Origin of the sequence: Ralstonia sp. R-29 (genome assembly GCF_049913345.1) — a bacterium.
GTDB lineage: Bacteria > Pseudomonadota > Gammaproteobacteria > Burkholderiales > Burkholderiaceae > Ralstonia.
Map to the genome: position 1 here is coordinate 74,306 of NZ_CP184379.1, position 26,874 is coordinate 101,179.

The window sequence follows — 26,874 nt, forward strand, 5'->3', positions numbered from 1 at the left end:
AGGCTATCCACACGGGCCGCGCCAGCGGCTGTCCACAGCCCGGTGGACCACCACGGCGTGCGGTAATCAGGGCGGACTTCTTCATGATTTTCCAGTGGTTCGGATTCGGACATGCGCTTCGTCTGTCCGGTCAGCGCCATGAAGGCACAAACGGCAACGCGTTAGCGTAGACGAAAAAGACCGCGTTGCAATTTGGAGGCAGGGGCTGCATAGCGTTGGCTGTGCGCACCCCACGCACCGCTCTCGCACTCTGCAGTAAGGCGCGTTGACCGGGGCAACCCCGCCCAGAGGGCACATGATTTAGCGTGAACCCTTCAGCGCCGCGCGATGTTCGTTGTAGTGCTTCGCGATATTGCTTCGGGAGAGACATTGCGCCACTGTGTCGGCCGCGGCACCGAAGTGCAGCTGCAGCGCATCCTCCGAATCGGCCCGATGAAACCCCACCGGCGCGGCCGGAACATCGGCCCCTTCGGCAGCGCACAGACTGATCCAGACTGCACCGTCTTCGTCCGCACCTCGCGCAAGCGGCAGTGCGCGCTCAACCAACCTTGCCACACCGTGCCTTCATGGCGTCGACTTCGGCAGCGAGCTCGGCCTTGTAGTCATAAGTTGATTCATGACCGTCGGTAGCGATCTGGACCAGCTTAACGAGACGAAGGGCGGCGTAATCGTGAAACGGATTAGCACCAAAAAACGCGACCGTCCTTAATCCAGAAATGGCTTCTGCATCCTTGCGTTCTCCAGACTGACGGATACAACGTACCCCGCCCGTCGCCAGTCGTCTGCAGACTCCAATGCGGTTTATGTACTTTCTGAAGGGAGAGAGTAATGAGTTCGCTGCACGGACATGGGCATCTGAACATGACCCATTTTGGCGTATCGTTAGGCGCCACGACAACAAGGGCGTCAGGGGAAATCTCGGCCGATTGAGGAGGCTTTGGAACTGTGTGCAGACGATGATAAGTTGGCGGCGGCAGCGGCTTCGGGGGGCGAGGCTTTTGCTGCTTGGGGCGCTGCTGTCGATTACCACGGCTCGCCTCTCGCTGACCATGAAAGGATGTGATTTCAGCGAGCCAAACCGCAAAGCGCTTAAAGATAGACATTGGCTTGCCCCAGTGCAGGTCTACCCAACCGGTACTTTGTCTTCTTCAGAAGAAATGTGTGCTTGCTGCAATACTCGCAGTCAGCGTCCTGCTTGTATCCCGGGCTTCTGAATTCGAGATTCACGAAATCCACGTTCAACAGGTCTCGCCGTAGTTCTGGAGGATATCGACGATATGGCCGCAGCAAGTCGAAGAGTGTCGCTGCGGCGAAATCAGCTACCGCATTGGTGAATGGGCCCACTCCGGGTGCTTGTTCCCCGCCTCCATCAAGGTAGCGCTCTTTGAGTTGATCTTCGGTTAGTTCTGGTTCTTGTCGCAGTGCGTTTTCTCTCGCGATGCCTCGCTCGCTGATGACCCCCTGGCAGAAGAGACACTCCCCCGCCTCGGGTAGCACTACGCTCAGCCGACCGAAGTGGCTGCGCAGCTTGGCGTTTCCTTCGGCATCTGGGGCGACAACGCCACCAAGTCCAATGTCAATGTAGGGCAGTGCATAAAAGTAGCACGCCGTGTTGAGTGCCTCGCGCCCGATCTCATCGTCTGTGCAGCCGAAGACGACGTCACAGCTTGACAGCGCGTCAAGGGTCGCAGGGTCACCGTCGGCCAGTGTTTCATAGGCAGCGACGGCTACCGACAGACCGAGGTCATGGATGTATTGCTGCAAGACCTTTGCCTTGTGTTCGCCAACATCCTTGCGCTTGAAACCTCGAACGCGATTGAGGTTGCTGTCTTCCAATCGGTCCTTGTCGACAAGGATTAACTCCCCTACACCGGCGCGTGCCAGAAGGGTCGCTGTAGGACTTCCTGTGCCACTGCATCCAACAACGCCCACACGGAGGGAGCGCAGCATGTCGACAAAGGGCCGGCCGAAGGCTGCTTCTTGGCGTGATGTCACGTCGTCTGTCAGGGGGGATTTTGACCGGGTGTAGGCATGGAGGGCAATGCGGTCTCCGACGACCGCCACATGCCTTACGTCAATCGGCTGAGAGCCCTTCTGATGGATACGCGAGAGCCACTGCCCGTCGCATAGCACCATCGCCACCATATGTACTTCCGGACCATTGCGGTTCGAGATGGCGGTGACGAGGGTCTGCTCGTTCTCATCGTCTTGGGTGGAAAAGGCTGCCGCCCCGGCTGGATGACTGTGTGCGAACCCGAACACTAGCCCTTCTTCTTCGCAGCGGCGGAAGAGTTCCCTCAGGTGGTGCAACTCGTACCGGACGTGTGTAGACGAACTGCTGACGACCCATTCCTCGGGAAATGGATGGACCTCCGCAGCGATGTACCGGTCCGAGTTGGGCAAGCCGGGAACTTCCACCGACAGGCGGCGAAACAGCACCGCCGCTGCGCGCTCATGGCCAAGGGGGTGCGTAGGTAGGAATTCGCGCAGTTGCTGCTCCAGCGACGCTAACACGCAGAGACGAGAAGCATTCATTGCCGGTGGGGGTTCTTGAGAGCATCGTCAACGCGCCTGTAGATGCTCATCGCGTTGTCTCTGCCGGGGCGCCATCTGCTCGGCGAGTTATCAAACCAATGTCTAGACCAACGACAAAACTCTCGACCTTGGTAGGTTCGGTTGTCGGAATCCCCAGAGTTGTTCGTATTAATGATGCCCTGGCTATCGCGCTTGACCAACCGAGGAAAGGTCCAGAACATATCGTTGCCACCTTGGTTGTAGTTGGCTGGAATGACTACCAAGATGTCAGCGTGCGGCACGGTGTACATGCCGTTCGGTAAGGGGAAGTTTTTGAAGACCAAGAGACGGGTAGTCGCGTCTTCGTCTATGACAATGCCGGCATCCCGCAGCTCCTCGTAGTCCTCGTCTAGTAGGAGTGCCATACGCCAATTACCCCGCCTGTGAACCGACGGCTTGGGACGAGAACCTCTTTGGGGCCCCGTGTTTGTCCAGCTGGATGATGTCGCCGTCGGCTATCTCTTTGTCGGGCTGGCCAGGCACCTTCATAAACAGCTTAACGTCGGCTGGTAGGGATGCCAGTTCCCGAATTTTTGCTCCCGTAATGCTGTCCTGAGGCCACTGGTAGGGCTCGTTGTCGACGAACAATTCCGGCTTGTTTCCCGGGTTGTTTGGCTGAGTCATGATTTCTTCTCCCGTTCGAGCAGGCTGCACCAAGCGTGGGGATGCATGCATGGGACCAATGGCTTGACCACAGCCGCGCCGGGATTCTTGCTATCGGCTGGCGACGCACCCGGGCGCCACCACTGGCCCCGCTACGCGGTCTCAGATGTCGCCATTCCCCGCAAGGTTGTGTAGGACGAAACGAAGGTCAAACTGCAGAACCCGCGCGGCAAGTGCACTGGACTTCTTCCCGTACCCCTTTCGCCGCTCTTCGACCGGTCCTTCGTCATCGTCTTGAACTTCACGTTGCGATGAAGAGACGGTCTGACGCGCAGTTCTGAGAGCTTGGATCGCCTGCTGTGAATTCCCCTGCGCGAGGGCGGCAAGCGCTGCCTGAAGTTGCGAATCAACAGCCGCGGCGACGCTCGGGTCAATGAGCTTCTGGGCGGGCCAGCTTGCGATCTGCGACCTCAATTGGGCCAGCACAGCAGCAGCATTAACTGGCGTCGACAACGGGATTGTCGGGGCAGCTACCCAAACATCGACATAGTCATGCATGACCAGATTCTGCAGTTGCTGACCAAGTGTGGATTCGGGGTCGAATCCGTTCTCGCCCAAGCCTGCAAAATTCGGAGCGTTACCCGCCACGCCCGCAGCGACGATTCCAGGCAGGCCGGTGCTCTCAAGGCCGAACCCAGGCTGTGCCTGCATTGGCCAAATTCCGCCAGCGCTTGGATACCTCCATACGATCCGAACGGAGTCATCATTCTTACCAACAGCCAAAACAGTCCAAGGCTGCGGCGTCGAGATTTCGCCACGGACGGCACGTCGGCCAGAGGCAGCCACCTGTGTCTTGACGCCCGTAACCGGATCAAGCGTGAAGACTTGGATGGCCTGTGGTGCGTTCGCGCCGTTCTTGAGCACATATCGGTACACAACGCTACCGTCATGCTTTGCCTCAAATTCCGAACGGATGGCAGGGCGGACCTTCGTGCTTGGCACAAACACCGTCTGCCGAAGCATCTGGTTTCCGTTGTCGTCGGACACATAGTACGAAATCGTATAGTCGCCCGTCGCTGAATCACGAGTAATGCTCTCCTGCGCGAGCGCGGCTCGCCCGTGAGTCAAAACGCCAACAACCACAAAGAACGACAACACCCCAATATGTTTTTTCATGATTAAGCATCCTGCCCGATAAGCCACAAGTGATAGTGCGGATGGCTACCTCCTTCCCATGACGGGAAGATACCCAAGTCCTTGCACAGGTTTTCGAACGCGGTATTCCTGGCTGTAAAGTTGTTGATGTCCACAACGACGCCGCGCCGGTGAGCCTTATGTGGGTTCGCCCAGTTGTTCGTGAAGTCGTAGAGTCCGCCCAACGGAAGACTTCCGTCGTTGACCAGTAGCAGCGTTCCGCCGTTCTGGTCTCGGAACCGTGTCGCGAGTTCCACCAGTGCGCTTTGCGCAGCAGGCGTGAAATTGTGGTTCGATTGATGCGTCGCGCTGGCCCCTCTTAGGGTATAGAGCTGAGCATTGTCGGGAAGCGGTGCCAAGCCCGGAATTCGCACCACCACCGCACTCTTTCCCTGTTGGTTGCAGGACTGATCCGTACAGGACGCCGTGATCTTGTGTTCTGCGGCGAAATCCGACGCGGTGAAGTAGAACTTGAATTCCCCGTTCGCATCGGTCGTTCCTGGAATCTGGATCTTCTGGAACGAAATGGGGGTGGTGTCTGTACTCAAGATCCCTTTTGGGCGAGCCGCGGATGTGTGATTGTGATAGCCCGACAACGGCGTCACGTCGACCGAAATCAAAACCTGCGCGCCAGCAACGGCCGCACCCGAACTCGATTTCACAACAGCCTTCACGGTAGCAGTCGAGTAGTGAACGGTACTCACTCCTCTGATTTTGCTCGGAATGATCGCTCCCAAAGCAGTAGCGGGAATCGGGCCATCAGCGGGATCCGGAGCTGGCAGCACCCAACTCAGTTCGATATTGGATGAGGCATAGTGCCAATACGAAAAAGCGTAATACGGCGACTTCAAAATCGTCAGCCATATCGCGCCATAGTGCTGTGGTCCAGCGTCGTGCACCTCGCACGCAGCATCAGCGGGCGTCAGTTGCTTGAAATACCCGGGTTGCTGGGCCTGAATCGCCGTCGGGATATACGCTAGGCACTTTTGCATCGCCATATCCTGGGTATCAGGATCACCCGGATTCCATGCAAAAACGACGTTTTGCGCAACAAATAAGAAAGCCAACCCAATGATGAGTTTTTTCATCGCAGCATTATTTTATTTTTTCATCCCGTCTTCTTTTTTAACGAAGAAGCCCCCCCAACGCCGCACAAACTAAAACACGCAACCAAGGTCCTGCGCGCCAAAAGAGAAACAGCGCTGCTTGACTTAGATGGTATCGAGCAAAAGCTAGTCGAAAGATTGTTCTTGCATAGTCATGCGTCGTGACAGCTCAATGGTGGCACTTCAATATGGCAAAAACAATGCAACACCTGCCCGCCCCCTCCCCTTCCAACGAAGGGGATTGACAAAAGATGACGGGGCGCGAACCCACGATTGGTGCGGGTTTTCTGCTACCGCAAAAATATCGCTCACATCAGAAATAAAAAAATAGAATCCACGTGTTTAAAGCGCAAACATTTGCGCTCCTGCCAGTCACGAATGCCTGCGTTGGAAGCGGAGAAGCGTCGACGTCCCTTGCCCGTGCGGCTGTTCACCTATAGCCCGACACGCAGCGCGGCCCAGGCCGCCACCTTGTATGCCGGCATCCGATCGGGCTCGGCTCTGATGACTGTCAATGTCGGACGGATACGCACCGTATGACGACATCGCCCGCCGTTACGGACTCGTGCACCTTGGGTGCTGGGCGCACGCACGGCGTTACCTGATCGAGGCAGAAGAGGCGTTGCCAAAGGCCAAGCGCGCCGAGCATCCCGTGGATGCGTTCATTGAGCGCATCGGCAAGCTGTTCGCTGTCGAGGTCCAAACCAAAGACATGACAGCACAGCAGCGACAGCAGGTCCGTGCCGAGCGAAGCCGACCGGTGCTGGGCGAGCTTGAGGCGTTGCTCCTGCAGCACCTGTGCGGATTTCGGTGAAGGTGATCAGCCGTTTCGGTGAACGTGATCAAGTGCGGAGGGGGGTACTGCGCGGTCAGGAGATTGTAGCGTAGGTGATCACGATGCCGGTTTGCTGTTGGCGGTGCCGCCGCCGCGCTTGCGCATGGATTCGCCTTTGAGTGCGACCTTGTGGGCTTGGTGGACCAAGCGGTCCAGGATGGCATCGGCCAGCGTCGGATCGTTCAACCATTGATGCCAGTGCTCGATGGGGAGCTGGCTGGTAACGACGGTCGAGCGTGTGCCGACGCGGTCGTCCAGCACTTCGAGCAGATCGCCGCGCGCATTCTCGGACGGCTCCTGCAACCCCCAGTCGTCCAGGATCAGCACGTCGATCTTGGCCAACTGAGCGAGGCGCCGGGTAAAGCTGCCATCGCCGTGGGCAATCTGCAGTTCCTCGAACAAGCGCGGCACGCGCAGGTAGAGCGCGCGGAGAAGCCCTGCCGGCAAGCCTGCTGCCCGAACGCGCAGGCGAGCCAGGACTTGCCCGCGCCGGTTGGTCCCGTCAGGATGAGGCTCTGGGCATTACGAATCCAATCGCATCCCGCCAGTGTGGCGACCAGGCGCTGATCAAGTCCCCGGCTGCCGTCGTAGATCACGTCCTCGACGCAGGCCTGGGTGTGCTTGAGCTTGGCCGAGCGCAGTAGCCGCTCCAGCCTTCGCGTGTCACGCCACGCGATCTCACGGTCCACCAGCATGGCCAAGCGCTCTTCGAACGCAAGACTGGAGCTGGCCGCCAGCACGGACTGCTCCTCGAAGGCGCGGGCCATGCCGTCGAGCTTGAGAGCCTTGAGTTGGCCGACGGTGTGTTGCTGCAACATAGATTTCCTCAGTGATAGTAGTCAGGACCACGCACGTTTTCATGCATGGGGGAATGCCACTCGGGTTGCGACGCCGGCAGAGTGGCTTGCCGGTCCAGATGATTTTCGAGGATGGAGACCACCGACTTGCGCGTGAGCGAGCCGATCGCAACGGCACGGGCGCAGGCCGCTTCGAGTCGCTCCCGTCCGTATTTCTTGACCAGGCTCAGCAAGCCCAGGCAAGCGCGGTAGCCCATCTCGGGATGGCTCTTGTGGGTAAGCTGGTACTCGACGATGATCGCGACGCTCGGGCCGATCGACGCCGCCCAGTTCAGCAGCCGGCCAGGCGTCCATTCGAGGTGCGCTCGGTGGGCCGCCGGCATGTGGTCTTTGACGGTGCTGTGACTGCCGCGGCGAGTGCTACGCGCGTGCAGCGCGACACGCTTGCCGCCGTAAAGGATCTCAACGGTGTGGCGCGTCACGCGGGCTTCCACGGCTTTGCGTACCAGAGCGTGCGGCACGCTGTAATAGTGGCCATCGATGTCGACGTGGTAATCGACGTTGACCCGGCACTGCTTGAACTTCGCCACCTCGTAGCGCAATGGCGGTAGCGGCCGCAGCACCGGCCGGTCCAGCCGCTCAAACCACTCCCGCCGCGTGCCAGGCAGCTTTTTGAAGGGACGGTTGTTCAGCTCGGTGACCAACTTCTTGATCGCCTTGTTCAGTTCAGCCAGGCTGTAGAAGCGATGGTTGCGCAGCCGCGCCAGAATCCAGCGCTCAACGATCAGCACGCCCGTCTCGACCTTGGCCTTGTCCTGCGGCTTGCGCGGGCGCGCCGGCAGCATGGCCGTACCATAGTGGTGGACGAAGTCTTCCGCCGTGCGCGACAGCTCCGGCTCGTAGCGGTCCGGCCGTGCAACCAAGGCGCGCGGGTTATCCGGCACCAGCAGCTCCGGCACGCCGCTGATGAACTCCATCGCGCAAACCATGCCGCCGATCCAGTCGGTTGTCGTCTGGCCTCGCGTGGCACACGCGTAGGTATAGTTCGACGCGCCCAGGACCGCAACGAAGATGCTGGCTTCGAAGGCGATGCCGCCTTCCGGGTCCAGAATGCGCACCGTCGGGCCGGCGAAGTCCGCGAACAGCTTCTCGCCAGCGTGGTGCTGCTGACGCATGGAACGCTTGAGCGTGGCTGCCCAGTCTCGGTAGCGGCAGCAGAACTGCGTGTATTGGTAGATCGGGGAGCCTGGATTGGCTTCCAGATATTCCTCCCACAGCAGATGCAACGTCACGCCCTTGCGACGTAACTCACGATGCAGGTAGGGGAAGTCGGGGTCAACTCGCCCCGCCTGGCTGCCAGCCGGCTTCTGTGCACCAAACAGCCGTCGCTCCAGTTCAGCCTCATCCAAGCCGTCGGCCTGGAACCAGTCCAGTCCCGCCGCCTTGGCCATCGCAGCGTACTGCGACACCGCACCAACACTGACACCCGTCGCCTTGGAGATCTGCCGGTGCGACAGGCCACACGCCCACTTCAGGCGAAGTACTTCCTTGATCTTGCGCATGGTCATCCGGTTGGCCGGCATCGCTCGCTTCCTCGCAAAAGGAACGCAGCGTATCGCCGGCGCTTTAGTCCATGCGCAGTCCCACCCCCGCCACCATTACAGTGCGTGATCGCCCGTTTCGGTCACTTGATCACCGATTTCGGCAACGTGATCACTCATTTCGGATGCGTGATCATCGATTTCGGCGCCGTTGCCAAAGTGATCACGTTCAACCGAAACCAGCGATCATCTTCCCGCCGAAACGGGTGATCACGTTCCGCCGAAATCACTGATCACGCGCCCCGAAATACGCAAGCACCTGCACGCCGTGCTGCCACAAAGCCTGTTCGGCAAGGCCTTGCACTACCTGCATGGGCAATGGCCCAAACTGACTCGCTACGTCGAGAACGGCGCTTTGCCGATCTCGAACAACCCATGCGAGAACGCCATCTGGCCGTTCGTCGTCGGACGCCGCAACTGGCTGTTCTGCGATACCGTGGCGGGCGCTAACGCCTCGGCCAATCTGTACTCACTGGTGGAGACGGTCAAGGCCAACGGCGTAGATCCGTATCGGTATCTCGTTGCTGCGCTCAAACTCCTGCCAAAAGCGCGGACCGCTGACGATTACGAGGCCCTGCTGCCTTGGAATCTTACTCCGGCGCAGCCCTAACTCACGCTGCCACAGTCCGAAAGAACGCCCTGAAAAACCGCTTACTGAGAATCGGCATCCAGCCGCGAGGGAAGGCTGCTAGTCGCTCCAGTACAAATCCTTCTTCGAGAAAAGGATGTGGTTTGGCGTGACGACTACATTGAGCATGTTCTCATTCCCGTTTGCATCGTATTCACCTTCGAGAACATGCAGTTTCGCCCCTCGAATATCGTATCGATCACGCAACACCAGCAAATCTGCTTCTGCTGGATAACTTCCGAGACCGGAGTCCGCTGGCAGAACCATCCCTCCGACCAGGTAGTAGTGATTCTGCGGCGAACCCTGGCTTTTCATCCTGGCGTCAAGCTCGGCAAGTGCCCCGTCGGCGCTGTTCCTGCCGTCGTAGTGATGAAGCCCTAGGATGCTTTCGCCACGCGCATTCCGCCCGCGTGCGCAGACCGCAATGCAGGTCGACAACGCCTTGGTTCCGATGGACGCATATTCGCCTGCAGTCGCATTGATTGCCTCGAACTCGTTGAGGTCCACATCCATGACCTTGCCGATCGGCAGTCCTCGCCCGCTCGCCACTTGTTGAATCTCGGGGCTCGAAAACAGGTCTTGATGCAAGGTCTCCAGCAGTCGATACGGAAGCCGGTCAGTTTCCGTCAGTGGACCGGCATGCGTGAAGTAGAAGTCAGCACTTCCCGAGGGTTGGAGTGTGTGCCCAACGTTCGGTGCAATTTGACGACCGTCTGGCCGCATCTCTTGCCCGAGCGGTTGAGCAAGGGTGTGCGGTCCGGCAGGACCATCGCCATGCTCTGGCGAGTTCCTGCGTTGCGAGGTCGCTGCCGCAGTCGACAAGGACGCTGCCGTGCGTAATCGGATGCTTTCTCCAAGCCGGAAGAGCTCATCGGAAGGCGTTCGACGGATATCAAATACGTCGTGCCGCTCATCGTGTGTTGATGGCCCTGCCGGAACAAATGGACGTGCAATTGTGTTGGGTCCGATCCTGGAGGTGGAGCCTGACGACGGTCCGGGCGAATGCCTAGATAGAGCCTCCGCGCCGGTACGTTGGCGCTTGTGTGTCGGCACCCTGTCGGACTGTATGCCGAGACTGGCGATTCGTTTGCGCGGCGATCTGGGATCACCATCGCGCGCGACTGCGGAAGACTCGCCTCCGTGCGCTGGTGGACGATGCATCGAACGGCTGGCGATCGCCTGGCCCAACTCCGTCAGTTCATCCATTGCGGGTGCCATGTTGGGCGAAGACCCTCCATCTACTCCGGATGCGGTTTCTGGCCGATGGTCACCAGACGAAAAAGAAGGAGAAGCGCTTCTGACGGCGCGTTGGCCCCTCAGCTCGCTCAGAGGCGCGAGCGCCCCAGAATTTGCACGGCGGCCGGCTGGCGGGACGCAATTTTGCTCGGGGGCTGGGGAGGCAACGGGTGACGACGCCGTCGAGAGCGTGTTCAGGTGCGCCGCGTTGCGGCCAACAATGTCGCGGCCATCCATGGGATTCCTCGTTGGCAAGAGTGCCCGATCGTTTCGAGAGGCCAAGCGCTTTGCCCGGCCCGTCCGCCACGTCGGTGTGTTGAGCGTAGGAGACCCAAGCTGGCTAGCAACGCTGTGGCGCCGTCATGTCCGTAGCGCGCAAGCGCAACCAGCGGCCCCGCTTGCTACGGGCAACACTTTCACGTTGTTGCGCCGCCCAGCAAACGACTTCGCACCACAAGGGATCGCGTTGCTTGCTGAAGCCCGGGTGCCGTGACGCAGCCATCTGCGTTCCACGCCAAATGGTTCAGGTTCAGCGCTTCCCAGCCGATCGGGGCCCCGATGCCGACACAGTCGTTCTTGTTACCTGCGGCGCGGCCGTTACCGACGCTAAGCATCACATGGACCAGTCTTTGATCATCAAAGAAGCCGATGGCATGCCCCTCGGGGAGCGCTGCGATTGCTTCACGCCCGTGGACCTGCGCATCTGCTGACGAAACGAGTCCATGCTGGGCATCGACGGTGGCATCCAGAAGGTGCGCAACGACTGCGCAATGCTTGACCGCATCCCAGCACATGGCTGCAGACAAATCCAGGTAGTGCGGATGATTGGGATTGGCCGCGTCGCACGCAATCTGGGCTGCTGCGGCACGTGCCGCGGCGGGACTCGGCGTGCGAAGACGGACCGATAGGGCATCCGCAGCGGCACCTTTCAAAGGCGGGACCGATCTGGGCCTACGGCCCAATCGCGGAAGCCCGCATAGCAGCGAGGCCGACGCGGTACGCGGCCCCGGTGCCGGTGGCGCAGAGGGGCCTGCAGGCACACCAGTGGAGGAGACTTGCGATGACTCGTGGTAAGTCGATCTCGCCACGCTCTTTAAACCACACACTCCCATAAACGCCTGCCCTTTCTGCAAATGAAGGCAGCTTATGCATCGTGGCAAAGAGCGATTCACCGGAACGCGAATTGTTGTTGCGATTCCGGTAATGCACACGGTGTTCGGAGATCGCCACACGTTGATACGGAAGCGCTCGAGAATCGACCTCCCAGCCAAAGAAGTCGTTGCGTCCGCAATTCCGGGTTGCGGACGCAACAATGGCAACTCTTGGGCTATGAGAATAGGACGACCACTCTCGACCGCTTACATTGGAACAGCATCTCGGACTCTGGGAAACCACGAGGCGTCGCCATTTACGCCCGGACACGCACAAGCCGCCATCAACACGCTGCCGGCGTTCGGCGGCTGGTTCGGGAAAAAAAGTTCCAAATCGAAGGCCTCAAGCTCTTCTGGACCTGAAACAAATGCGTCGCAGGAACTCCCAATGTTCCGTTTGCGCCATGTCCCCTATGTTGCCCAAGGAAGCGACCGAACGGGGTGTTGGTACGCGTGCGCCAGAATGCTCGGCCATAGCGGGGAGTCAGGCCCTAGACTAGGGCTCCCGGAGCTTTTCAATCCGGGGCATGGTCACGACCATCTGCAACACCTACATGATGTAGAACGATTCATCGCGAATGAGGGGCTTTCGAAAGTCGATTTGCCAAGTTCTCGAGAGTTTACGCATGACCAATTGGGCGCTCTGCTTTATCGACACGGCCCTATTATGTTCGGATGGCAAACACCGCAAGGCTATTGGCATATGTCGGTTCTCACTGGTGTAGACCACCATACAGGCCACGTCGTTTTCCATGATCCACAACAAGGCCCAGATTTGACGATGCCCCTTAGCTATTTCAATCAACGCCTCGCTTGGCAGGTGCCTCACGCAATGCTACACCGCTAAGCCTTGCCGTGCCGGCGTGAAGTCCGCAGGCCTTCGAGGTTCAAGGCGGCAGAAGTAGCGCGAGTTCGTGTCGTGCAGTCAACTCCCACGGAAGCAGAGACTCGTAGTCGTCCGCTGTCTGCGCTCGCGGGAGGAACTTGAGCAAACCGTGACTGGGGCTGCCGTGATTTGTTGCGTGCAAAGAGTATCGGCACCTCGTGCCTGCCGGGCCTTTGTCAGAAGCTATTGTGCCTCGCAAATTCTGCTGCCCTACTAGTTCAACAGCGTTTTCGCGTTCAGCTCGCTGTTGAGCGCTCAAAGCCAAACATCCTTGAGGCGGTACAGGCCGCCTGGGCCACCCTGCACGGCGTATTCATCGCCGCAGCTGATCCACACGGGATTTTGCCCATGCCCGAAATCAGACATCCGGCACGGCGCGCACAGGTCCACAAAACTATCGCACCGTGTACGTTCTGAACCGGTTTTCCAGACCCAGATACACCCGTCCCGATTCGACCGCCAGATTGCCGCACTTGCAGATGGCACCTTGCTCGGCAATCGAGGGCAGCGTCACTCCGCACGCAAGGCAGTCGTAGTAGAGGCCTGTGCCGGCGGGGAACCATCGCGATCCCGCTTGCGCTGGTTGACGTTTCACTCCATCCATCTCGTTCCTCCAGGTATCGCGTAAGAGCCGCTCGGCCACAGACGGGCCGAGACGACGCGGCCCTCAATTTCCAGCATTGTCCGTCGGGAAACGGAAGGAGTCCCGCAACAGCAGGCTCATCGGGATGCCCAGATTGACGTTGTTCGGTGGGATCGGCTGCTGGAACCACTTCTTGTAGAGCCGCTCTGCTTCACCGACATTACCGAATTCCAGATACCAGCCGGCAAGGTGTATCTGTCGCCGTTGATCGACTGCTTCGATGGTCTTGTTGTGAGCTGGACAATCGGCACGCGGCCGGATGCCGAACTTGTGAATACCATGCTGGATGCGGGCATCGAGACAGTGGCCAGCAACAACAAACGACCTGTGGTCCATTCGGATCGCGGTGCGCACTATCGTTGGCCCGGATGGCTCTCACGGATGCGCGATGCCAAGCTCATCCGCTCGATGTCACGCAAAGGATGCTCTCCCGATAATGCGGCCTGCGAAGGTTTCTTTGGGCGGCTCAAGACCGAGCTGTTCTATCCTCGTGACTGGCGGGCTACGACCGTTGATCAATTCATCGAGGTACTTGACTCCTACATCCGCTGGTACAACACAAAGCGGATCAAGGTCTCACTCGGCTCGCTCAGCCCGATCGAATACCGGGAGAGCCTCGGAATTGCGGCATAACCAGTCCAAGATTTTAGCCGCACCCCCCCTGGGTCAGGATTCGGTGCAAATCAACACCCGATCAACCGAATCGACGAGCTACTACCGTGGCATCTGGATCAGTCGTCGTACTCAAGCGGCGTATCGGCGTAGTCCAGCACGATGGTGTGGATGCAAACCTCGCACTACTCCCGGAACATCTTGAGTGTCCGGTTACGTGGCCATAGACCTGGATCGATATACCAGTCCTCCAGCAACTGCTCAAAAACCACCTTCCAGTTCCGCTGAATCCAGCGCTTGCCTGGCTCGTCGGTGTCATCTGCGGGTATCAGGAAAGCAGACGGTTCCTCGCGGGCATCCTCGTAAGCGTGTCCGTGGCACCGTCTCGACGATGTGAAAAGAAGTGGCCAGAGTAGTCCCCACCAAAAAGTAGTGGGGACCACAGTGGCCACAGAAGCACCGAAGAGAAGTTCACGCAAAGGCATCCCGAATCACCCCATCGAATTCCGGCGGCGGTTGGCCAAGCTGGCCAGCGAACCGGGCGTGTCGGTAGCGCGTCTGGCGATGGAGCACGGGTTGAATCCGAACCTGGTATTCAAATGGCGCCGAGCACTGCGCGCCGGTGAATACGATCCGATCGGTTTGCTGCCGGTGACAGTGGAAGCGCCGGTGCAAGAGATCGAGCAGCCGATCTCGGCGCCAGTTGGCGGTGCTGCGCCGGTGGGCGCCATTGAGATCAGCGTAGGCAGCACACGCGTGCGTATCGAAGGCACGCCCGACGAAGGCACGCTACTGCTGGTACTGCGCATGCTGCGCAGCGCGTCGGGATCGGCAACATGATCGGTCTACCCAGCCGCACGAAGATCTGGCTGGCCGCCGGCGTGACCGACATGCGCTCGGGCTTCAACAGTCTGGCCGCCAAGGTCCAGACCGTACTGGAGCGAGACCCGTTCAGCGGCCATGTGTTCGTGTTCCGCGGTAAGCGTGGCGATCTGGTCAAAGTGCTGTGGTGGAGCGGCGACGGCATGTGCTTGCTGATGAAGCGGCTGGAGCGTGGCCGGTTCGTGTGGCCACGTGCCGATGGTGGCGTGGTGTGCCTGAGCCAAGCACAGCTGTCGATGCTGCTCGGGCGGCAGCCGATACGCACGGCGGAGCCGACATCGGCGTTGTAAACCTACCGGTCGCCGCGTAAACTGCCGGCATGACCGCGGCAGACGCCTATCCGGACGACATCGAAGCACTCAAGGCCTTGTTGCTTGAGCGCGATGCACGCATCGGACATCTGGAAGACGTGGTCGAATCGCACAAGGCGGCAACCGCTACAGCCAAGGCCGAGATCGAGCACCTGAAACTGCTGATTGCGAAGTTGCGCCGCATGCAGTTCGGCCGCAGCTCCGAGAAGCTCGACCGCCAGATCGAACAACTCGAGTTGCGACTGGAAGAACTCGAGGCCGACGAGGGTGCGGCTCCCATCGAGGTTCCAAAGACGCCACGCACCGCACCGGAGCAGGCGCCACGCAAACCACTCCCCGAGCATCTGCCCCGCGCAATCCTGACTCACTGGCCGGAATCGGGTGAAACCTGCACGGCGTGTGGCGGCCCCATGAAGCAGCTCGGTGAAGACGTTTCCGAGCAGCTTGAATATGTACCGGCGAGCTTCCGCGTGATTCGCCATGTGCGCCCCAAACTGGCATGCACGTGCTGCGACCACATCGCACAAGCTGCTGCGCCGAGCCGCCCCATCGAGCGTGGCGTGGCGGGTCCGGGCTTGCTGGCCCATGTGCTGGTCTCGAAGTTTGCAGATCACCTGCCGCTGTACCGCCAGTCGGCGATCTATGCGCGCGAAGGCGTTGAGCTGGATCGCTCGCTACTGGCGAAATGGGTTGGCCACAGCGCGAACCTGCTGCAACCGCTGGTCGATGCCTTGCGCCGGCACATCATGGCAGCCACGAAACTGCATGCCGACGATACGCCCGTGCCGGTGCTCGCGCCGGGCAATGGCAAGACCAAGACCGGACGGCTGTGGGTCTACGTGCGCGACGATCGGAACTCAGGGGACATGACGCCACCGGCGGTCTGGTTCGCCTATACACCGGATCGCAAGGGCATCCATCCGCAGCAGCATCTTGCATCGTTCAACGGCACGCTGCAGGCCGATGCCTACGGCGGTTACCAGGCGATCTACGAAACCGGACGTGTGGCTGAAGCAGCGTGCTGGGCCCATGCCCGACGGCAGTTCTACGAATTGCATGCTGCACGGCCGAATGCCTTGAATACCGAAGCGCTGGAACGCATCGGCGCGCTATACAAGGTTGAGGAAGCCATCCGAGGCAAACCGCCCGATGCGCGGCGAGCGTATCGGCAAACGCACGCCAGACCCTTACTCGATCAACTCCATGCGTGGCTGAGTGCCACGCTGGAGACGCTCTCGCGCAAATCCGACACGAGCCGGGCGATTCTCTACGCCTTGAATCGATGGGAGGTACTTACGCGCTATTGCAACGATGGGCACCTGGAGATCGACAACCTGCCGGTTGAGCGCGCGCTGCGCGGCGTAGCCATCGGGCGTCGCAATTACCTGTTCGCTGGCGCGGACTCAGGCGGCGAGCGTGCCGCCGCGATCTACAGCCTGATCGGCACAGCCAAGCTCAACGGCATCGATCCTGAAGCGTATCTGCGCGCCGTGCTCACGCGCATTGCCGACCATCCGATCAACCAGATCAACGAGCTACTACCGTGGCATCTGGATCAGTCCTCGTACTCAAGCGGCGTATCGGCGTAGTCAAGAACAACGGTATGGATGCAAACCTCGCACCACTCCCGGAACATCTTGAGCGTTCGGTTGCGTGGCCATAGATCTGGGTCGACATACCAGTCCTCCAGCAACTGCTCAAAAACCGCCTTCCAGTTCCGCTGAATCCAGCGCTTGCCTGGCTCATCGGTGCCATCCGTGGGAATCAGGAAGGCAGACGGCTCCTCGCGCGCATCCTCGAGCGTGACGGTGGCATTGGCCGGCGTGGGGTCGGCCGCATTGATCCATTCGACGAACGGCGCCTTGGGCAAGATGATGGCAACAACCCGGTTCGTAACGTAAAGCGGCTCCAGCGGCATGCGGTCGATCCTCGTGTCAGAAGATCGCATGCTAGAGCAAGACGGCCATCAGGCCACGCTTACGCATCCTCGAACGTGACGGTGGCATTGGCGGGGGTGGGGTCGGTCGCATTGATCCATTCCACGAATGGCGCCTTCGGCAGGATGGTGACGACAACCCGGTTCGTAACGTAAAGCGGCTCAAGCGGCATGCGGTCGATCCTCGTGTCAGAAGATCGCATGCTAAAGCAAGGCGGCCATCACGCCACGCTTACAAAAAATTGCGGTAATCAGCGCAGCAGCGGGACACACTCAGTTCCGCGTCCACGCCGCACTCAGTGCGCCTTAATTCACTTTTTCGACAATCTTGAGGTGTCACTATAGAACCTCCACTCGTTCCGGAGTGACCCGATTCCCCACTCCCTACCAACAATGCAGTCGGCAAGCTTCACAGGGACACCCCGAGTCCACACTCAAGTCCCGCACCGACACGCCGGCGAAATTCTTGCCGCGCACCTCACTTCACTTTAGCGAAATAGTCGCAAAAGCCGGCGTTACTTTCCCACGCCACCACAAGTACCGGTTTCATCGGCATCCGATCAAGTGGCTTTCACGATGAGTTCCGCTCTTGCTCAGTGAGGTCTGGTTTTCCTCGCGGTCCCTTATCGGAAACGGCGTATAGATGGAAAATTTGCGTCAGTACCTGCCGGCGAACTGAGAAGCAATTGCCATCCAGAGGTACTGCGTGGAACAGGTCGCTACACCCGGCCGCCGCTGGTGCGGCAGCGGCGGAATCATAGCCAACGGGTTGATGCCGGAATTCTGATTCCTACGCCCAGCGCCGTGGGCGCTGCCGAACCATTGCGCCAGTCCGATTGAACTCAACGTTGCAAAGTGCCCCCCCAATCACACTGGAGTGGGTACCGCGTTTCCCTTGGCTAGACCGCCTCCACAGAACGGCTGAGTCGGCCCAACGAATGCCATATAAAGGGTGCAAACAGGCGCCGGATGTTAGATAACTTGAACAAGCGCCGGTGGTGAAAAACCACTGGAAGCACTGTGAGCCTCGCCACTGTGTAGATATCCCTCATGAGCAGCCTTCTGGATTGGATCGAAAAACACCCCGCCTTGGCTGCGTGGGTACAGGCGGCCGCAATCATTGTTGCGATTGCGGGAACGTGGCTGGCAGGCTGGTTGCTTCAGCGCAGCGAACGGCGCACGGAGAGGCGCACGTTGGCCAAAGCGGTGAGCGAAATTGCCATGGCAGCAGAGGCGCTGGTACGAAGCGTTATGAGCGAGCTACCCGACAAGCAAGCCGTGAGTGCGATCGCTGCGGGAGAGAAGCCTTTCGACATTCGCGCAATCGATGAGCTGGAGGCCGCGATCGCGGCCATTCAACTGCACAACCTCAGTACCCCTGAACTGGTGCGCGATGTCATTGCGTTGCTCGCCAGCATCCGTCAGTTCAGAGAGCAACTGGCCAACGCAATTGCCACGCATCACCGTATGGACGCCACCCATTTCAGCGAGTTCTTCGAGACCTTGGAGAGCGTCCAGGCGGCAATCACCAAGACCAGTAAAAGCATCGCGGCGCACGTGAGCCAGATCTAGTCTTCTGGAGCTCGCCGTGCCATCACTCCGACGGGGAGGATCGTCATGCTCGGATTTGACCCACGCACCGGGAGAATTGTCTGGACCGTTTTTCTCTTTGCGCTGGCTGTATTGATCATCTACAAGATCGCGTCCGTGCTGCTGGTCACGGTATTTGCCGTCTTCTTTAGCTACCTGCTGTACCCACTGATCGAACAACTGGAACGGCGCATGCCGAGACAGGCGCCGCGCAGCGTATCGATCGGTATCGTGTTCATCCTCGTCGTGGTTGTGGCCATCGTGGCGGGCTCGGTGTTTGGCGTGACGGTGCAGGAGGAAGCGGGACGGCTTGCCGATCAACTGCCGAAGCTGCTCGATACCAGCACCATGGCAGATCGCCTTGCACTGCCGACCTTCCTAGAGCCGCTGCGCGCGAGCATTCTGGAGTTCATCCGCGAACAGATCTCGACAAGCTCGGGTCAGGCGATTCCCCTGGTTCGCAACGTCGGCCTGGGTGTCATGCATGCAGCCAGCAATCTCGTCTACCTCGTGCTCATCCCCATCATGAGCTTTCTGATGATCAATGAAGCGCCATCGATCCACGCCGCGCTGCTGTCATGGATACGATCCTCGGATAAGCCCATGTGGGGAAACATCATCGACGATCTGGACACGCTCCTGTCGCGTTACGTGCGCGCACTGCTGCTCTTGTCGTTTGCCACCTTGATTTTCTACAGCATCGCCTTTTACCTGCTGGGCGTGCCCTATGCACTCTTGCTGGCAACCACGGCCGCGGTGTTGGAGTTCATTCCGTTTGCCGGGCCATTGGCCGCCGTGGTGGCGGTCGTCACCGTCGCCGTGTTCAGCGGCTATCCGCACTTGTTCTGGCTGATCGGATTCATCGTTGTCTACCGCCTGTTCCAGGACTACGTGCTGAATCCCTATCTGATGAGCGAAGGGGTCAAGGTCAGTCCGCTCCTCGTCATCGTGGGGCTGCTTGCAGGCGAGCAGTTGGGCGGCGTTGCAGGAATTTTCCTGTCGGTACCCGTCATCGCCGCGCTCAAGATCGTGCTGTCGCGCGCCTGGGCCGCACAGGGCCCGGGCCACGAGGCGCGCTGATGCAAGAACGCCGCCATGCCCAGCAGCGCCGCGGGAATGACGACTGGGATACCACACCACCACTAGAAGGGAGGCGACCATGACGGCTCTACCGAATCCGAAGCTGAACCATCTGCTGTCCGTGCTGCCGCCCGCAGAATGGGAGAGAATCGCGCCCCAGCTAACCTGGGCCGACCTGCCGCTCGGGCACGTCGTTTATGAATCGGGCGACCGCCCCGAATTCGTCTACTTTCCCGTCACGTCCATCGTCTCACTGCTCTATGTCATGGAGAACGGCTCCTCGGGCGAGATCGCGATCGTCGGCAACGAGGGCATGGTGGGCATCGCCATCTTCATGGGCGGAGAAACCACCCCCAGCCGCGCCGTCGTTCAGAGTGCGGGCGGCGCTTACCGCCTCAGTGCCCGCATTCTCAAGCAAGAGTTCGCCCGCGCCGGGGCCATGCAGCGTCTGTTGTTGCGCTATACCCAGGCACTCATTACCCAGATGGCGCAAACCGCTGTCTGCAATCGGCACCACTCGATCGACCAGCAGCTGTGTCGCTGGCTCCTCCTGAGCCTGGACCGCCTGCCCTCCAACGAGCTGCGCATGACCCAGGAGCTGATCGCCAACATGCTGGGCGTGCGCAGGTCCGGGGTCACTGAAGCCGCTTTGAAGCTGCAGACCGCAGGGTTGATCCGTTACAGCCACGGAACCATCGAAGTCCTCGACCGCCCTGGCATCGAGCGTCGCGTCTGCGAATGCTATGCCGTGGTCAAGCGCGAGTTCGATCGCCTGCTTCCTGACCTCGAGGCGCTCTGAACCTCCTCCCCCCGGAGCGCCAGCATTGGCGTGCCGGCATATCAGCGACGGGTGCGACGTTCGCTCAAGCCTTCGGCTGCTTCTTGAGCGCTTCCTTGGCGTCGCCATACGCGGCCTGCGACTTCCCGGCAATCTGTTCGACCTTTCCTTTCGCTGCGGTGGCGTCCTTTCCGGTGACCTTGCCAACGGCTTCAGTCAACTTGCCCTTCGCTTCCTCAAGACGGCCCTTTACCTGATCCTTGTTCATGGCAATGCTCCTGCGCTTTCGGCGCTCAGTTGGTCGTGGGGGATGCCGTGCCCTGACGCGCCGCGCTCGGACCATTCCATCACCCGGCGATGCGCATGCCAAGACAAGACCTTGCCCAACGAAACCACATGGTTTCTCGGCAAACGCAGTGCCGTCTGTACGGTAGTGGACTAACGCACAGCCGGCGCGGTCACCCATGCAAATTAGCTGAACCGTGTCGTGTCGCAAGCTGCGGTGGACCGGACTTGCTCGCGCGTAGCGAACTGTCCTCCCTGGTTCTGCTCACGCGGCGCAGCCCATCGGTACGCTGCCGTACCACAACGCACTGCGGATTGACGTACGCTGAACATGGCTCGTCCACGATGGAGGCAGAGATGCGAGAAAAACGTTTCCTAACAATGGCGGCGATGGCTCTTGCCGCAGGCGTCGGACTCATGACTCCCGGCTGCACAACGACCGGAACGTCTGACTCGGCCGCCCATCAAGTCGACAAGCGACACGCGATTGATACAGCCGCCGACTCGACGCTTGCGCGTCTCTATACTGCCGCCAGCGGGTCGCGCGAACTGGTCGGCAAGGCCCGTGGTGTACTGGTGTTCCCATCGGTCATTGCCGCCGGATTCGGCATAGGCGGCCAGTATGGTAGGGGGAACTACGCGTGGGTGGGGGGACGACCGGGTACTACAGCACGACAACGGCATCGATTGGGTTGCAGATTGGCGCCCAATCGAAAGCAATCATCTTCCTCTTCATGACACAGGAGGCGCTGGACCGATTTCGCAATAGCGAGGGATGGTCTGTAGGCGGTGACGCATCGGTTGCCGTCCTGAAAGTGGGTGCCAACGGCAACATCGCCAGTTCGACCGCGACGGGGCCGATCGAGGCATTCGTTCTCACTAACAGTGGGTTGATGGCAGGCGTGACGCTCGAGGGCACGAAAGTCACCAAACTCAAATCTCTTTAGTGCAGTCGCGAGGAGGCCGCCATGCGCGCCCTTATCTATACGGTCCTGGGGATATGGATGGCCTCGCTGGCCGGTTGCCTGTGGGTTCCTGACGACGGCTACAACGATGGCCGGCAAGGTGGCTATGAACGTGATCATCGTGGCGGTTACGAAGGTCATCGCCAGGGCGGCTACGAGAGCGACCACGGTGATAGAGACCGTGAGCACCGCTAACGAAGCCGTTATTGGCAGCCCCCGCTCACGAGGGGCGATCGCCGCATTTTCGAATCCGCACGAGACATGCCATTGACATGCTGGAGCGTACGCTACCGAACCGTTTTCAGGCCCGCACTACTCTATTCTTCAAGACGATGAGGGACGCTCAATTCGCTCGGACAATGCCCGGGAAACCTTGCGCGTCACCCTCATGATGAAACAACCGTGGAGCGCTTTTTGCCTGGGCTCAGGCACACGGAGTGGGGGGGAATCTACAAAACAAGGAGGACATCATGTCTCTCGGACTCGTACTTCTCATCGTCTTAGCCGTTTTGCTGGTTGGGGCATTCCCAAGGTGGTCCTACAGCAACGGGTGGGGCTACGCGCCAAGCGGTGCGCTCGGCGTGGGTCTGCTCATCGTTCTCGTCCTCTTGCTCATGGGGCGACTTTAAAGCCGACGATCCGGTACGCCCTACGGAACGCGAAGCACAGGCGGCAGCACACTACGAGAAAGAGGCCAACGTGATGCTCGATCGAACCATTCGCGAATTCCCAGACATGGAGCGCGACGCGTTTCGCGAGGTGTGCCTGCGCAACGGCCTCGCGCCCGACGGCTTTGAGGTGTCCTCCACCGAACACTTCTCGTGCGGCTCCCCTTCCGAGGCGCTGGACCGTAGCGTCATCGTCCGGATGGGCAAGACCATGCGGGAATACGACGGTGGTCATGGCCCTGACTGGACAGTCGATTTTGAAGACGACATCCGGTCACACGTCTTCGGGTAAAGACATCACGCAGACATTTCGAGCGACCGTCTCCAGAACCCTGGCCCCGTCTCTCATGGTTTGCAGTACCACTTGCTGGCGAGGCGCCATATGAATCCCATCACCGCATTCATCGTTGTCCTTCTCTTGGCTGTGGGGGCCGCTGCGGGCATGTTCGGCTCGGTTCTGCTGGCGCCCGTGTTTTGGATTGCGGCAATCCTCGTCGCGTCGACACTCAAGATGGCAAACGCCTGGCAGAAGTTCGTCATCCTGCGCGCAGGCAAGCTGCAAAGCGTGAAAGGGCCCGGGCTGTTCATGATCCTGCCGATCGTCGACAGCGTCACCGCTGTGATTGACGAGCGCATTCAAACAACCGGATTCAATGCCGAGCAGGCATTGACGAAAGACACTGTGCCGGTCAATGTCGACGCGATCATCTTCTGGCACGTTCACGATGCGCAGAAGGCCGCGCTGGCCATTACCGACTACCGTCAGGCCATCGACCGCGTCGCCCAGACATCGTTGCGTGAAATGATCGGCGCCTCCATGCTTTCGGCACTGCTATCGGACAGGAAGGCGGCAGACGAGCAGCTGCGCGCCGAGATCGGCGAGAAGACTGCGGCATGGGGCGTGACCGTATCGTCAGTCGAAGTGCGCGACGTGGCCATCCCCGTAGCGCTGCAGGACGCAATGTCCCGGCAGGCGCAGGCTGAACGCGAGAAACAGGCGCGCGTCATCCTGGGTTCTGCAGAAGCGGCCATCGCCGCCAAGTTCGTTGAGGCTGCAGGCATGTACGAAGGCCATCCGCAGGCGCTGCAACTGCGTGCCATGAACATCATCTACGAGACCACCAAAGAGCGTGGCGCCACGATCCTGATGCCGACCTCCATGGTCGACAGCATGAATCCCGTTGCGGTGGCCTTTGGGGTTTCCGGCAGCACGGAGCAGACCAGCGCTGTCCTGCCGCTCAAGACGGCTGCCGCTGCGGCCGCCGCTTAAGCCACACACCATCGATTCATAAGAACGGGTTGGAAAGCGGCATTCCCCATTAGTGCGGGCGTGCCGCTTCGCCGGCCATGGCCGCAATCATTTCCCAACCTGATTGCCTACGACGCCACCGACGACTGCGCCGCCCACTGTCCCTACCGCGCTACCGCCTGTCAGGACAGCGCCTGCCACACCACCGACACCGGCGCCGATTGCAGTGTCCGTACCTCGCCGGGACATCCCGGCACACCCGCCCGCAAGCGTCACGACCACCAGCATCGCGCCGCACAGTTGTGCTATCCGATTGCTACGCATGTTGTGCACCTCCGCCCCGATCGCAAGCCACCGCGTGTTGTCGCGGAGAACGCAAAACCAGGACTCGAATTTTCTGTACGGACCACAAGCGGCGTACAGCCAATCAGGGCATTCCTGCGTCAGCACGTGAGCGTGACTGTCGCCCGAACGTCCCGACAACCAGCATCCTCGCTCGCGCGAAGGGTGTCGGTACGGTGGCAGACGCAGTCGTCACCTGCCCAGGTGTGCACCCCTTGAACTCAAGCGGCGGACCCAGGGCGTAAGTCACGCTCAATACGGACCGAGTTCTGTACGGTATCCGAGATGCTTTGTGTGTTGGCGCCGTAGAGAGGGCATAGCTGCGCCACCACGGCCTGCGATCGAGCCGTCAGCCCGCAAAGGATTTCGCGAGGCACTCCACGATCAGATCGCGCAAAGAATCCGCCGTCAGCTCGCTCAGATCGAAAACGACCTCGGAGGTTGACGATGTTCCGCCACGGTTGGAAACCACCATGTGCACGTGAATTTTTTGGTCGAGCGCATCGCCTATCAAGGTGATTTTCGGATATTGGTTGGCGTGCCCTGAGTCCTGTTGCTGCGCCTCCCTGCCGGCGGGAAAAACAAGGAGCATCGTGCTCAGGGCCGTCATTTCGACTTTGAACCCATGGCCGCGTTTCTGCAGGTGGGCGCCGATGTCTTCAAAGACGGGATGCGTTGTCTTCATTCGGAACGCTGCGAAATCGGTTCGAAATCTTTCCACTGCGATCTGTTTGTCGGCAGCTTCTTCCCTCTCTTCGGCCTTGCGCTTGTCGAATGCATCCATTGCCGCGTCAAGCCTGTCATAAGAACTCATATTCTTGCCTCGCTAAGATGGGAGCCTATACCGCAAACCGGCCCATGATTGTCCAGGGCTGGGCGGCCACGTCGATCATGGGCGCTGCCGCCATGGCGATCCTCGTTGCGATTACCCTGGTACGCACGGAACGTGCCGGTTCATTGTTGTTTGTGATCCCAGCGTAGTTTTCCGGTGAGAACCTGTCGGCTCGGTACCGTACAGAAGTCGGTATGTTGTTGGCGCCTTAGATCGAAGCTGTTGCACCGCCACCGTCATGCGCGAATGCATTGGAGCACCAGACCACCCGATCACTGCGTCTGCCACCGTACCGACACCTTTCCAGCGAACGAGGATCTTGGTTCTTGGGGCATTCGCGCGAAACATACCGATGAATGCACTGGGGCCCCTTTTTCAACGGAGATCGCCATGGATGCCTATCCGACTTGCTGTTACAAGGGGTACGATGTCTATCCCCTGATCTACCTGTTTGACCCGCCTCGGGAATGGCATGAGCGCCGTCCAGACCGGTCATACAGCGCCTCTGTGATGATCTGCCTCGAAGGCGCATCTCCGGATGCGGAGCACTCCCGTATTTTTCGCCTGAGCGGTGAACCATGGGAGAGCATCGGTACGGCCAAGCGTGCCGCCATGGAGGGCGCCGAAGACATCATCGACGGCTTCGTTCCCGGTCAGTCCGTGGCCTTCGCGTGATCGCCCATCAGTTTTTGGGCAACGGTCGGGCTCCCCGACGCTGCTTTCACCCGTAACTTGGTTTGCCAACAACCATGTGGCTCCGGGGGGGCTACAGGAGGGTCGTATGGTTCGCATGCGCTACTCAGTCCGCCTGGCCTATGAGATACGTGATCCCACTGCGGATTTCATTTTTAATGTTCACGCCGCGAGGACGTCTCGCCAGACGATCGTCGCCGAGTCACTGCATCTGGCGCCGGCGATGTCGGTCGTGCCTCATACCGAACCGACCTTACTCAATCGCCGTTTGCGTGTACGGGCGCCTCGGGGCGACTTCACGTTGACCTATGAGGCGACGGTGGACATAGAACACCTATTGACGCCCGCCGAATTTCTGCATGAAGTCCCTATTGCGGATTTGCCGCTGTACGTCGTCCCATTCTTGACCCCTAGTCGCTATTGCGAATCGGACCGGCTCATGGAGTTTGCGCAGCAGGAATTCGGCGGCTGCCAACGCGGCTATCCGCTAGTTATCAGGATTCGGGACTGGGTCTGTGGCTACGTACGATTTGTACCGCAATCGACGAGCGAGCGAACGTCTGCGGTCGGCACACTCGTGGAGCGAAGGGGCGTGTGCCGCGACTATGCACACTTAATGATTGCATTGTGCCGTGCTCTGAGCATACCGGCGCGCTTCGCAACTAGTCTCGACTATGGTGCCGATCCATTGCTGGGGTCGCCAGACTTCCACGCCTTCGTGGAGGTCTTTCTAGGAAACCAATGGTATCTGGTAGACCCCTCGCAAGCGGCGGTGCCCATGGGGCTTCTACGAATCGGCACCGGTCGCGATGCGGCAGACGTGCCCATTGCCCTGGTGTTTGGTAACGTCAAACTGTCGCGGCCGGTCGTGGAAGTTCAGGCCCTGTCAAACGCGGATCTGAAAACCAGCATGCCAATCGACACCGCCCAGGGAATCAGCACATGGTGAGGTGCTGAAATTACGACTTATCTTTCGTCCGTCGCAGGAGGCTCTTTTTCAGGGCCGAGAATCACGTCTACTGCGGCGCGGCCTGCCAATTCGCCAATCAGGTGAGCCCAGCGTCGAGAGAAAGGGCCACCGTGGACTTTGATGCGCTTGCCTATCGCTGCGACACCAGGCGGCTTCATGGGGCCGTCAATACTGAACCACAGATCGAACATGTCCTTTTGAGTCCCGATCAACTGCAGATGAATTTCGAAGCCACGATACTCGGTTGTGCGGGTCATGCTGCGCCTCCATTCCTTGCTACCGCCTTTGCAAGCGTAGTGCATCAAAGCGGGGGCGATGGCCATTATTGCAGCGACCGTGCGCCTCTTATTCGGCGAACCAGATTGGATAGTGCGGTTCGGCTCGCCCAGTAGGCTCCTAACCAAAGCGGGAGTTCGATCGCCTTCTG

Annotated in this window: 29 protein-coding genes and 6 pseudogenes; 17 read left to right on the forward strand and 18 right to left on the reverse strand. The window is 59.7% G+C overall.

The window, feature by feature from the left end; translation table 11 throughout:
• Positions 1-300 precede the first annotated feature (300 nt).
• From ACN9M1_RS26625 to ACN9M1_RS26655, 7 genes are all read right to left on the reverse strand, one after another.
• Positions 301-546, reverse strand: coding sequence for a hypothetical protein (locus tag ACN9M1_RS26625; RefSeq protein ID WP_426400906.1), 246 nt, complete (start codon positions 544-546; stop codon positions 301-303).
• A gap of 134 nt (positions 547-680) precedes the next feature.
• Positions 681-1,103 (reverse strand): DUF6527 family protein, encoded by a 423-nt coding sequence (locus ACN9M1_RS26630; RefSeq protein WP_426400907.1) that lies wholly within the window; start codon positions 1,101-1,103, stop codon positions 681-683.
• Positions 1,090-2,535, reverse strand: coding sequence for a ThiF family adenylyltransferase (locus tag ACN9M1_RS26635; RefSeq protein ID WP_426400908.1), 1,446 nt, complete (start codon positions 2,533-2,535; stop codon positions 1,090-1,092). The genes ACN9M1_RS26630 and ACN9M1_RS26635 overlap by 14 nt, the downstream gene beginning before the upstream one ends.
• Entirely contained in the window at positions 2,532-2,939 is a 408-nt protein-coding gene (locus ACN9M1_RS26640; RefSeq protein ID WP_426400909.1) for an E2/UBC family protein, read from the reverse strand. Before ACN9M1_RS26640 ends, ACN9M1_RS26635 begins: the two co-directional genes overlap by 4 nt.
• A gap of 7 nt (positions 2,940-2,946) precedes the next feature.
• On the reverse strand, positions 2,947-3,198 hold the full coding sequence (locus ACN9M1_RS26645; protein ID WP_426400910.1) for a multiubiquitin domain-containing protein: 252 nt from the start codon (positions 3,196-3,198) through the stop codon (positions 2,947-2,949).
• A 141-nt stretch (positions 3,199-3,339) separates the two neighbouring features.
• Positions 3,340-4,353, reverse strand: coding sequence for a hypothetical protein (locus tag ACN9M1_RS26650; RefSeq protein ID WP_426400911.1), 1,014 nt, complete (start codon positions 4,351-4,353; stop codon positions 3,340-3,342).
• A gap of 2 nt (positions 4,354-4,355) precedes the next feature.
• Entirely contained in the window at positions 4,356-5,459 is a 1,104-nt protein-coding gene (locus ACN9M1_RS26655; RefSeq protein ID WP_426400912.1) for an Ig-like domain-containing protein, read from the reverse strand.
• A 435-nt stretch (positions 5,460-5,894) separates the two neighbouring features.
• Here ACN9M1_RS26655 and ACN9M1_RS26660 point away from each other — a divergent pair.
• Positions 5,895-6,276 (forward strand): annotated as a pseudogene (locus ACN9M1_RS26660) (IS66 family transposase); the annotation flags it as partial.
• A 93-nt stretch (positions 6,277-6,369) separates the two neighbouring features.
• Here ACN9M1_RS26660 and istB read toward each other — a convergent pair.
• A pseudogene (istB, locus tag ACN9M1_RS26665) lies at positions 6,370-7,130 on the reverse strand (IS21-like element helper ATPase IstB).
• Between the two features lie 8 nt (positions 7,131-7,138).
• The gene (gene istA / locus ACN9M1_RS26670) at positions 7,139-8,692 is read right to left on the reverse strand and encodes an IS21 family transposase (RefSeq protein ID WP_426400913.1); all 1,554 of its coding nucleotides are present in this window, start codon (positions 8,690-8,692) and stop codon (positions 7,139-7,141) included.
• A gap of 301 nt (positions 8,693-8,993) precedes the next feature.
• Here istA and ACN9M1_RS26675 point away from each other — a divergent pair.
• Positions 8,994-9,320: pseudogene (locus ACN9M1_RS26675) on the forward strand (IS66 family transposase); the annotation flags it as partial.
• Between the two features lie 78 nt (positions 9,321-9,398).
• Here ACN9M1_RS26675 and xopAK read toward each other — a convergent pair.
• Positions 9,399-10,160: a XopAK family type III secretion system effector gene (gene xopAK / locus ACN9M1_RS26680; RefSeq protein WP_426400914.1), complete on the reverse strand. Its 762-nt coding sequence runs from the start codon at positions 10,158-10,160 to the stop codon at positions 9,399-9,401.
• Between the two features lie 830 nt (positions 10,161-10,990).
• The gene (locus tag ACN9M1_RS26685; RefSeq protein WP_426400915.1) at positions 10,991-11,506 is read right to left on the reverse strand and encodes a hypothetical protein; all 516 of its coding nucleotides are present in this window, start codon (positions 11,504-11,506) and stop codon (positions 10,991-10,993) included.
• Positions 11,507-12,113: 607 nt separating this feature from the next.
• Here ACN9M1_RS26685 and ACN9M1_RS26690 point away from each other — a divergent pair.
• Positions 12,114-12,572 carry a papain-like cysteine protease family protein gene (locus ACN9M1_RS26690; RefSeq protein WP_426400916.1) on the forward strand — a complete coding sequence of 153 codons (459 nt, stop codon included), beginning with the start codon at positions 12,114-12,116 and terminating at the stop codon, positions 12,570-12,572.
• Between the two features lie 706 nt (positions 12,573-13,278).
• Here ACN9M1_RS26690 and ACN9M1_RS26695 read toward each other — a convergent pair.
• Positions 13,279-13,410, reverse strand: a pseudogene (locus ACN9M1_RS26695) (amino acid ABC transporter substrate-binding protein); the annotation flags it as partial.
• On the opposite strand from ACN9M1_RS26695, the pseudogene ACN9M1_RS26700 reads away from it, so the two are divergent.
• The 4 genes and pseudogenes from ACN9M1_RS26700 to tnpC all read left to right on the forward strand — a co-directional run.
• Positions 13,408-13,887: pseudogene (locus ACN9M1_RS26700) on the forward strand (IS3 family transposase); the annotation flags it as partial. The pseudogenes ACN9M1_RS26695 and ACN9M1_RS26700 overlap by 3 nt on opposite strands.
• A 411-nt stretch (positions 13,888-14,298) precedes the next feature.
• Positions 14,299-14,706, forward strand: a complete 408-nt coding sequence (tnpA, locus tag ACN9M1_RS26705; RefSeq protein ID WP_045204892.1) for an IS66-like element accessory protein TnpA — start codon at positions 14,299-14,301, stop codon at positions 14,704-14,706.
• Positions 14,703-15,038: an IS66 family insertion sequence element accessory protein TnpB gene (gene tnpB / locus ACN9M1_RS26710; RefSeq protein WP_426400917.1), complete on the forward strand. Its 336-nt coding sequence runs from the start codon at positions 14,703-14,705 to the stop codon at positions 15,036-15,038. Before tnpA ends, tnpB begins: the two co-directional genes overlap by 4 nt.
• 29 nt (positions 15,039-15,067) lie before the next feature.
• A complete protein-coding gene (gene tnpC / locus ACN9M1_RS26715; RefSeq protein WP_426400828.1) occupies positions 15,068-16,648 on the forward strand; it encodes an IS66 family transposase in 1,581 nt (526 codons plus the stop codon).
• Here the strand turns inward: tnpC and ACN9M1_RS26720 are convergent.
• Both ACN9M1_RS26720 and ACN9M1_RS26725 read right to left on the reverse strand, forming a co-directional pair.
• The gene (locus ACN9M1_RS26720; protein ID WP_045204895.1) at positions 16,615-16,977 is read right to left on the reverse strand and encodes a hypothetical protein; all 363 of its coding nucleotides are present in this window, start codon (positions 16,975-16,977) and stop codon (positions 16,615-16,617) included. The genes tnpC and ACN9M1_RS26720 overlap by 34 nt on opposite strands.
• Positions 16,978-17,036: 59 nt before the next feature.
• Positions 17,037-17,168, reverse strand: a complete 132-nt coding sequence (locus ACN9M1_RS26725) for a hypothetical protein (RefSeq protein WP_426400918.1) — start codon at positions 17,166-17,168, stop codon at positions 17,037-17,039.
• Between the two features lie 877 nt (positions 17,169-18,045).
• Between ACN9M1_RS26725 and ACN9M1_RS26730 the strand changes: the two genes are divergently transcribed.
• The 3 genes from ACN9M1_RS26730 (at position 18,046) to ACN9M1_RS26740 (ending at position 20,464) form a co-directional block, all read left to right on the forward strand.
• Positions 18,046-18,567, forward strand: a complete 522-nt coding sequence (locus ACN9M1_RS26730; protein WP_426400919.1) for a hypothetical protein — start codon at positions 18,046-18,048, stop codon at positions 18,565-18,567.
• Positions 18,568-18,612: 45 nt separating this feature from the next.
• A complete protein-coding gene (locus tag ACN9M1_RS26735; RefSeq protein WP_426400920.1) occupies positions 18,613-19,665 on the forward strand; it encodes an AI-2E family transporter in 1,053 nt (350 codons plus the stop codon).
• Between the two features lie 79 nt (positions 19,666-19,744).
• Complete coding sequence (locus ACN9M1_RS26740) at positions 19,745-20,464, forward strand: Crp/Fnr family transcriptional regulator (protein WP_426400921.1); 720 nt, start codon at positions 19,745-19,747, stop codon at positions 20,462-20,464.
• Between the two features lie 64 nt (positions 20,465-20,528).
• Here the strand turns inward: ACN9M1_RS26740 and ACN9M1_RS26745 are convergent, their stop codons facing one another.
• A complete protein-coding gene (locus tag ACN9M1_RS26745; RefSeq protein WP_316883818.1) occupies positions 20,529-20,711 on the reverse strand; it encodes a CsbD family protein in 183 nt (60 codons plus the stop codon).
• A gap of 374 nt (positions 20,712-21,085) precedes the next feature.
• Here ACN9M1_RS26745 and ACN9M1_RS26750 point away from each other — a divergent pair.
• From ACN9M1_RS26750 to ACN9M1_RS26770, 5 genes and pseudogenes are all read left to right on the forward strand, one after another.
• Positions 21,086-21,675: pseudogene (locus ACN9M1_RS26750) on the forward strand (BPSL1445 family SYLF domain-containing lipoprotein).
• A gap of 21 nt (positions 21,676-21,696) precedes the next feature.
• Positions 21,697-21,888, forward strand: a complete 192-nt coding sequence (locus ACN9M1_RS26755) for a hypothetical protein (protein WP_021197626.1) — start codon at positions 21,697-21,699, stop codon at positions 21,886-21,888.
• Between the two features lie 275 nt (positions 21,889-22,163).
• Positions 22,164-22,322: a DUF3309 family protein gene (locus ACN9M1_RS26760; protein WP_037026237.1), complete on the forward strand. Its 159-nt coding sequence runs from the start codon at positions 22,164-22,166 to the stop codon at positions 22,320-22,322.
• A 73-nt stretch (positions 22,323-22,395) separates the two neighbouring features.
• A complete protein-coding gene (locus ACN9M1_RS26765) occupies positions 22,396-22,653 on the forward strand; it encodes a hypothetical protein (protein ID WP_426400922.1) in 258 nt (85 codons plus the stop codon).
• A 90-nt stretch (positions 22,654-22,743) separates the two neighbouring features.
• The gene (locus ACN9M1_RS26770) at positions 22,744-23,631 is read left to right on the forward strand and encodes a slipin family protein (RefSeq protein WP_426400923.1); all 888 of its coding nucleotides are present in this window, start codon (positions 22,744-22,746) and stop codon (positions 23,629-23,631) included.
• A gap of 87 nt (positions 23,632-23,718) precedes the next feature.
• Here the strand turns inward: ACN9M1_RS26770 and ACN9M1_RS26775 are convergent, their stop codons facing one another.
• A complete protein-coding gene (locus tag ACN9M1_RS26775; protein ID WP_082076099.1) occupies positions 23,719-23,934 on the reverse strand; it encodes a glycine zipper 2TM domain-containing protein in 216 nt (71 codons plus the stop codon).
• 367 nt (positions 23,935-24,301) lie between these two features.
• The gene (locus ACN9M1_RS26780) at positions 24,302-24,766 is read right to left on the reverse strand and encodes a hypothetical protein (RefSeq protein ID WP_426400924.1); all 465 of its coding nucleotides are present in this window, start codon (positions 24,764-24,766) and stop codon (positions 24,302-24,304) included.
• 408 nt (positions 24,767-25,174) lie between these two features.
• On the opposite strand from ACN9M1_RS26780, the gene ACN9M1_RS26785 reads away from it, so the two are divergent.
• Positions 25,175-25,459, forward strand: coding sequence for a hypothetical protein (locus tag ACN9M1_RS26785; protein WP_426400925.1), 285 nt, complete (start codon positions 25,175-25,177; stop codon positions 25,457-25,459).
• A gap of 106 nt (positions 25,460-25,565) precedes the next feature.
• Positions 25,566-26,426 (forward strand): transglutaminase-like domain-containing protein, encoded by an 861-nt coding sequence (locus ACN9M1_RS26790; RefSeq protein WP_021197479.1) that lies wholly within the window; start codon positions 25,566-25,568, stop codon positions 26,424-26,426.
• Between the two features lie 17 nt (positions 26,427-26,443).
• Here ACN9M1_RS26790 and ACN9M1_RS26795 read toward each other — a convergent pair whose 3' ends face one another.
• Positions 26,444-26,704 carry a hypothetical protein gene (locus ACN9M1_RS26795; protein WP_426400926.1) on the reverse strand — a complete coding sequence of 87 codons (261 nt, stop codon included), beginning with the start codon at positions 26,702-26,704 and terminating at the stop codon, positions 26,444-26,446.
• Between the last annotated feature and the right edge of the window lie 170 nt (positions 26,705-26,874).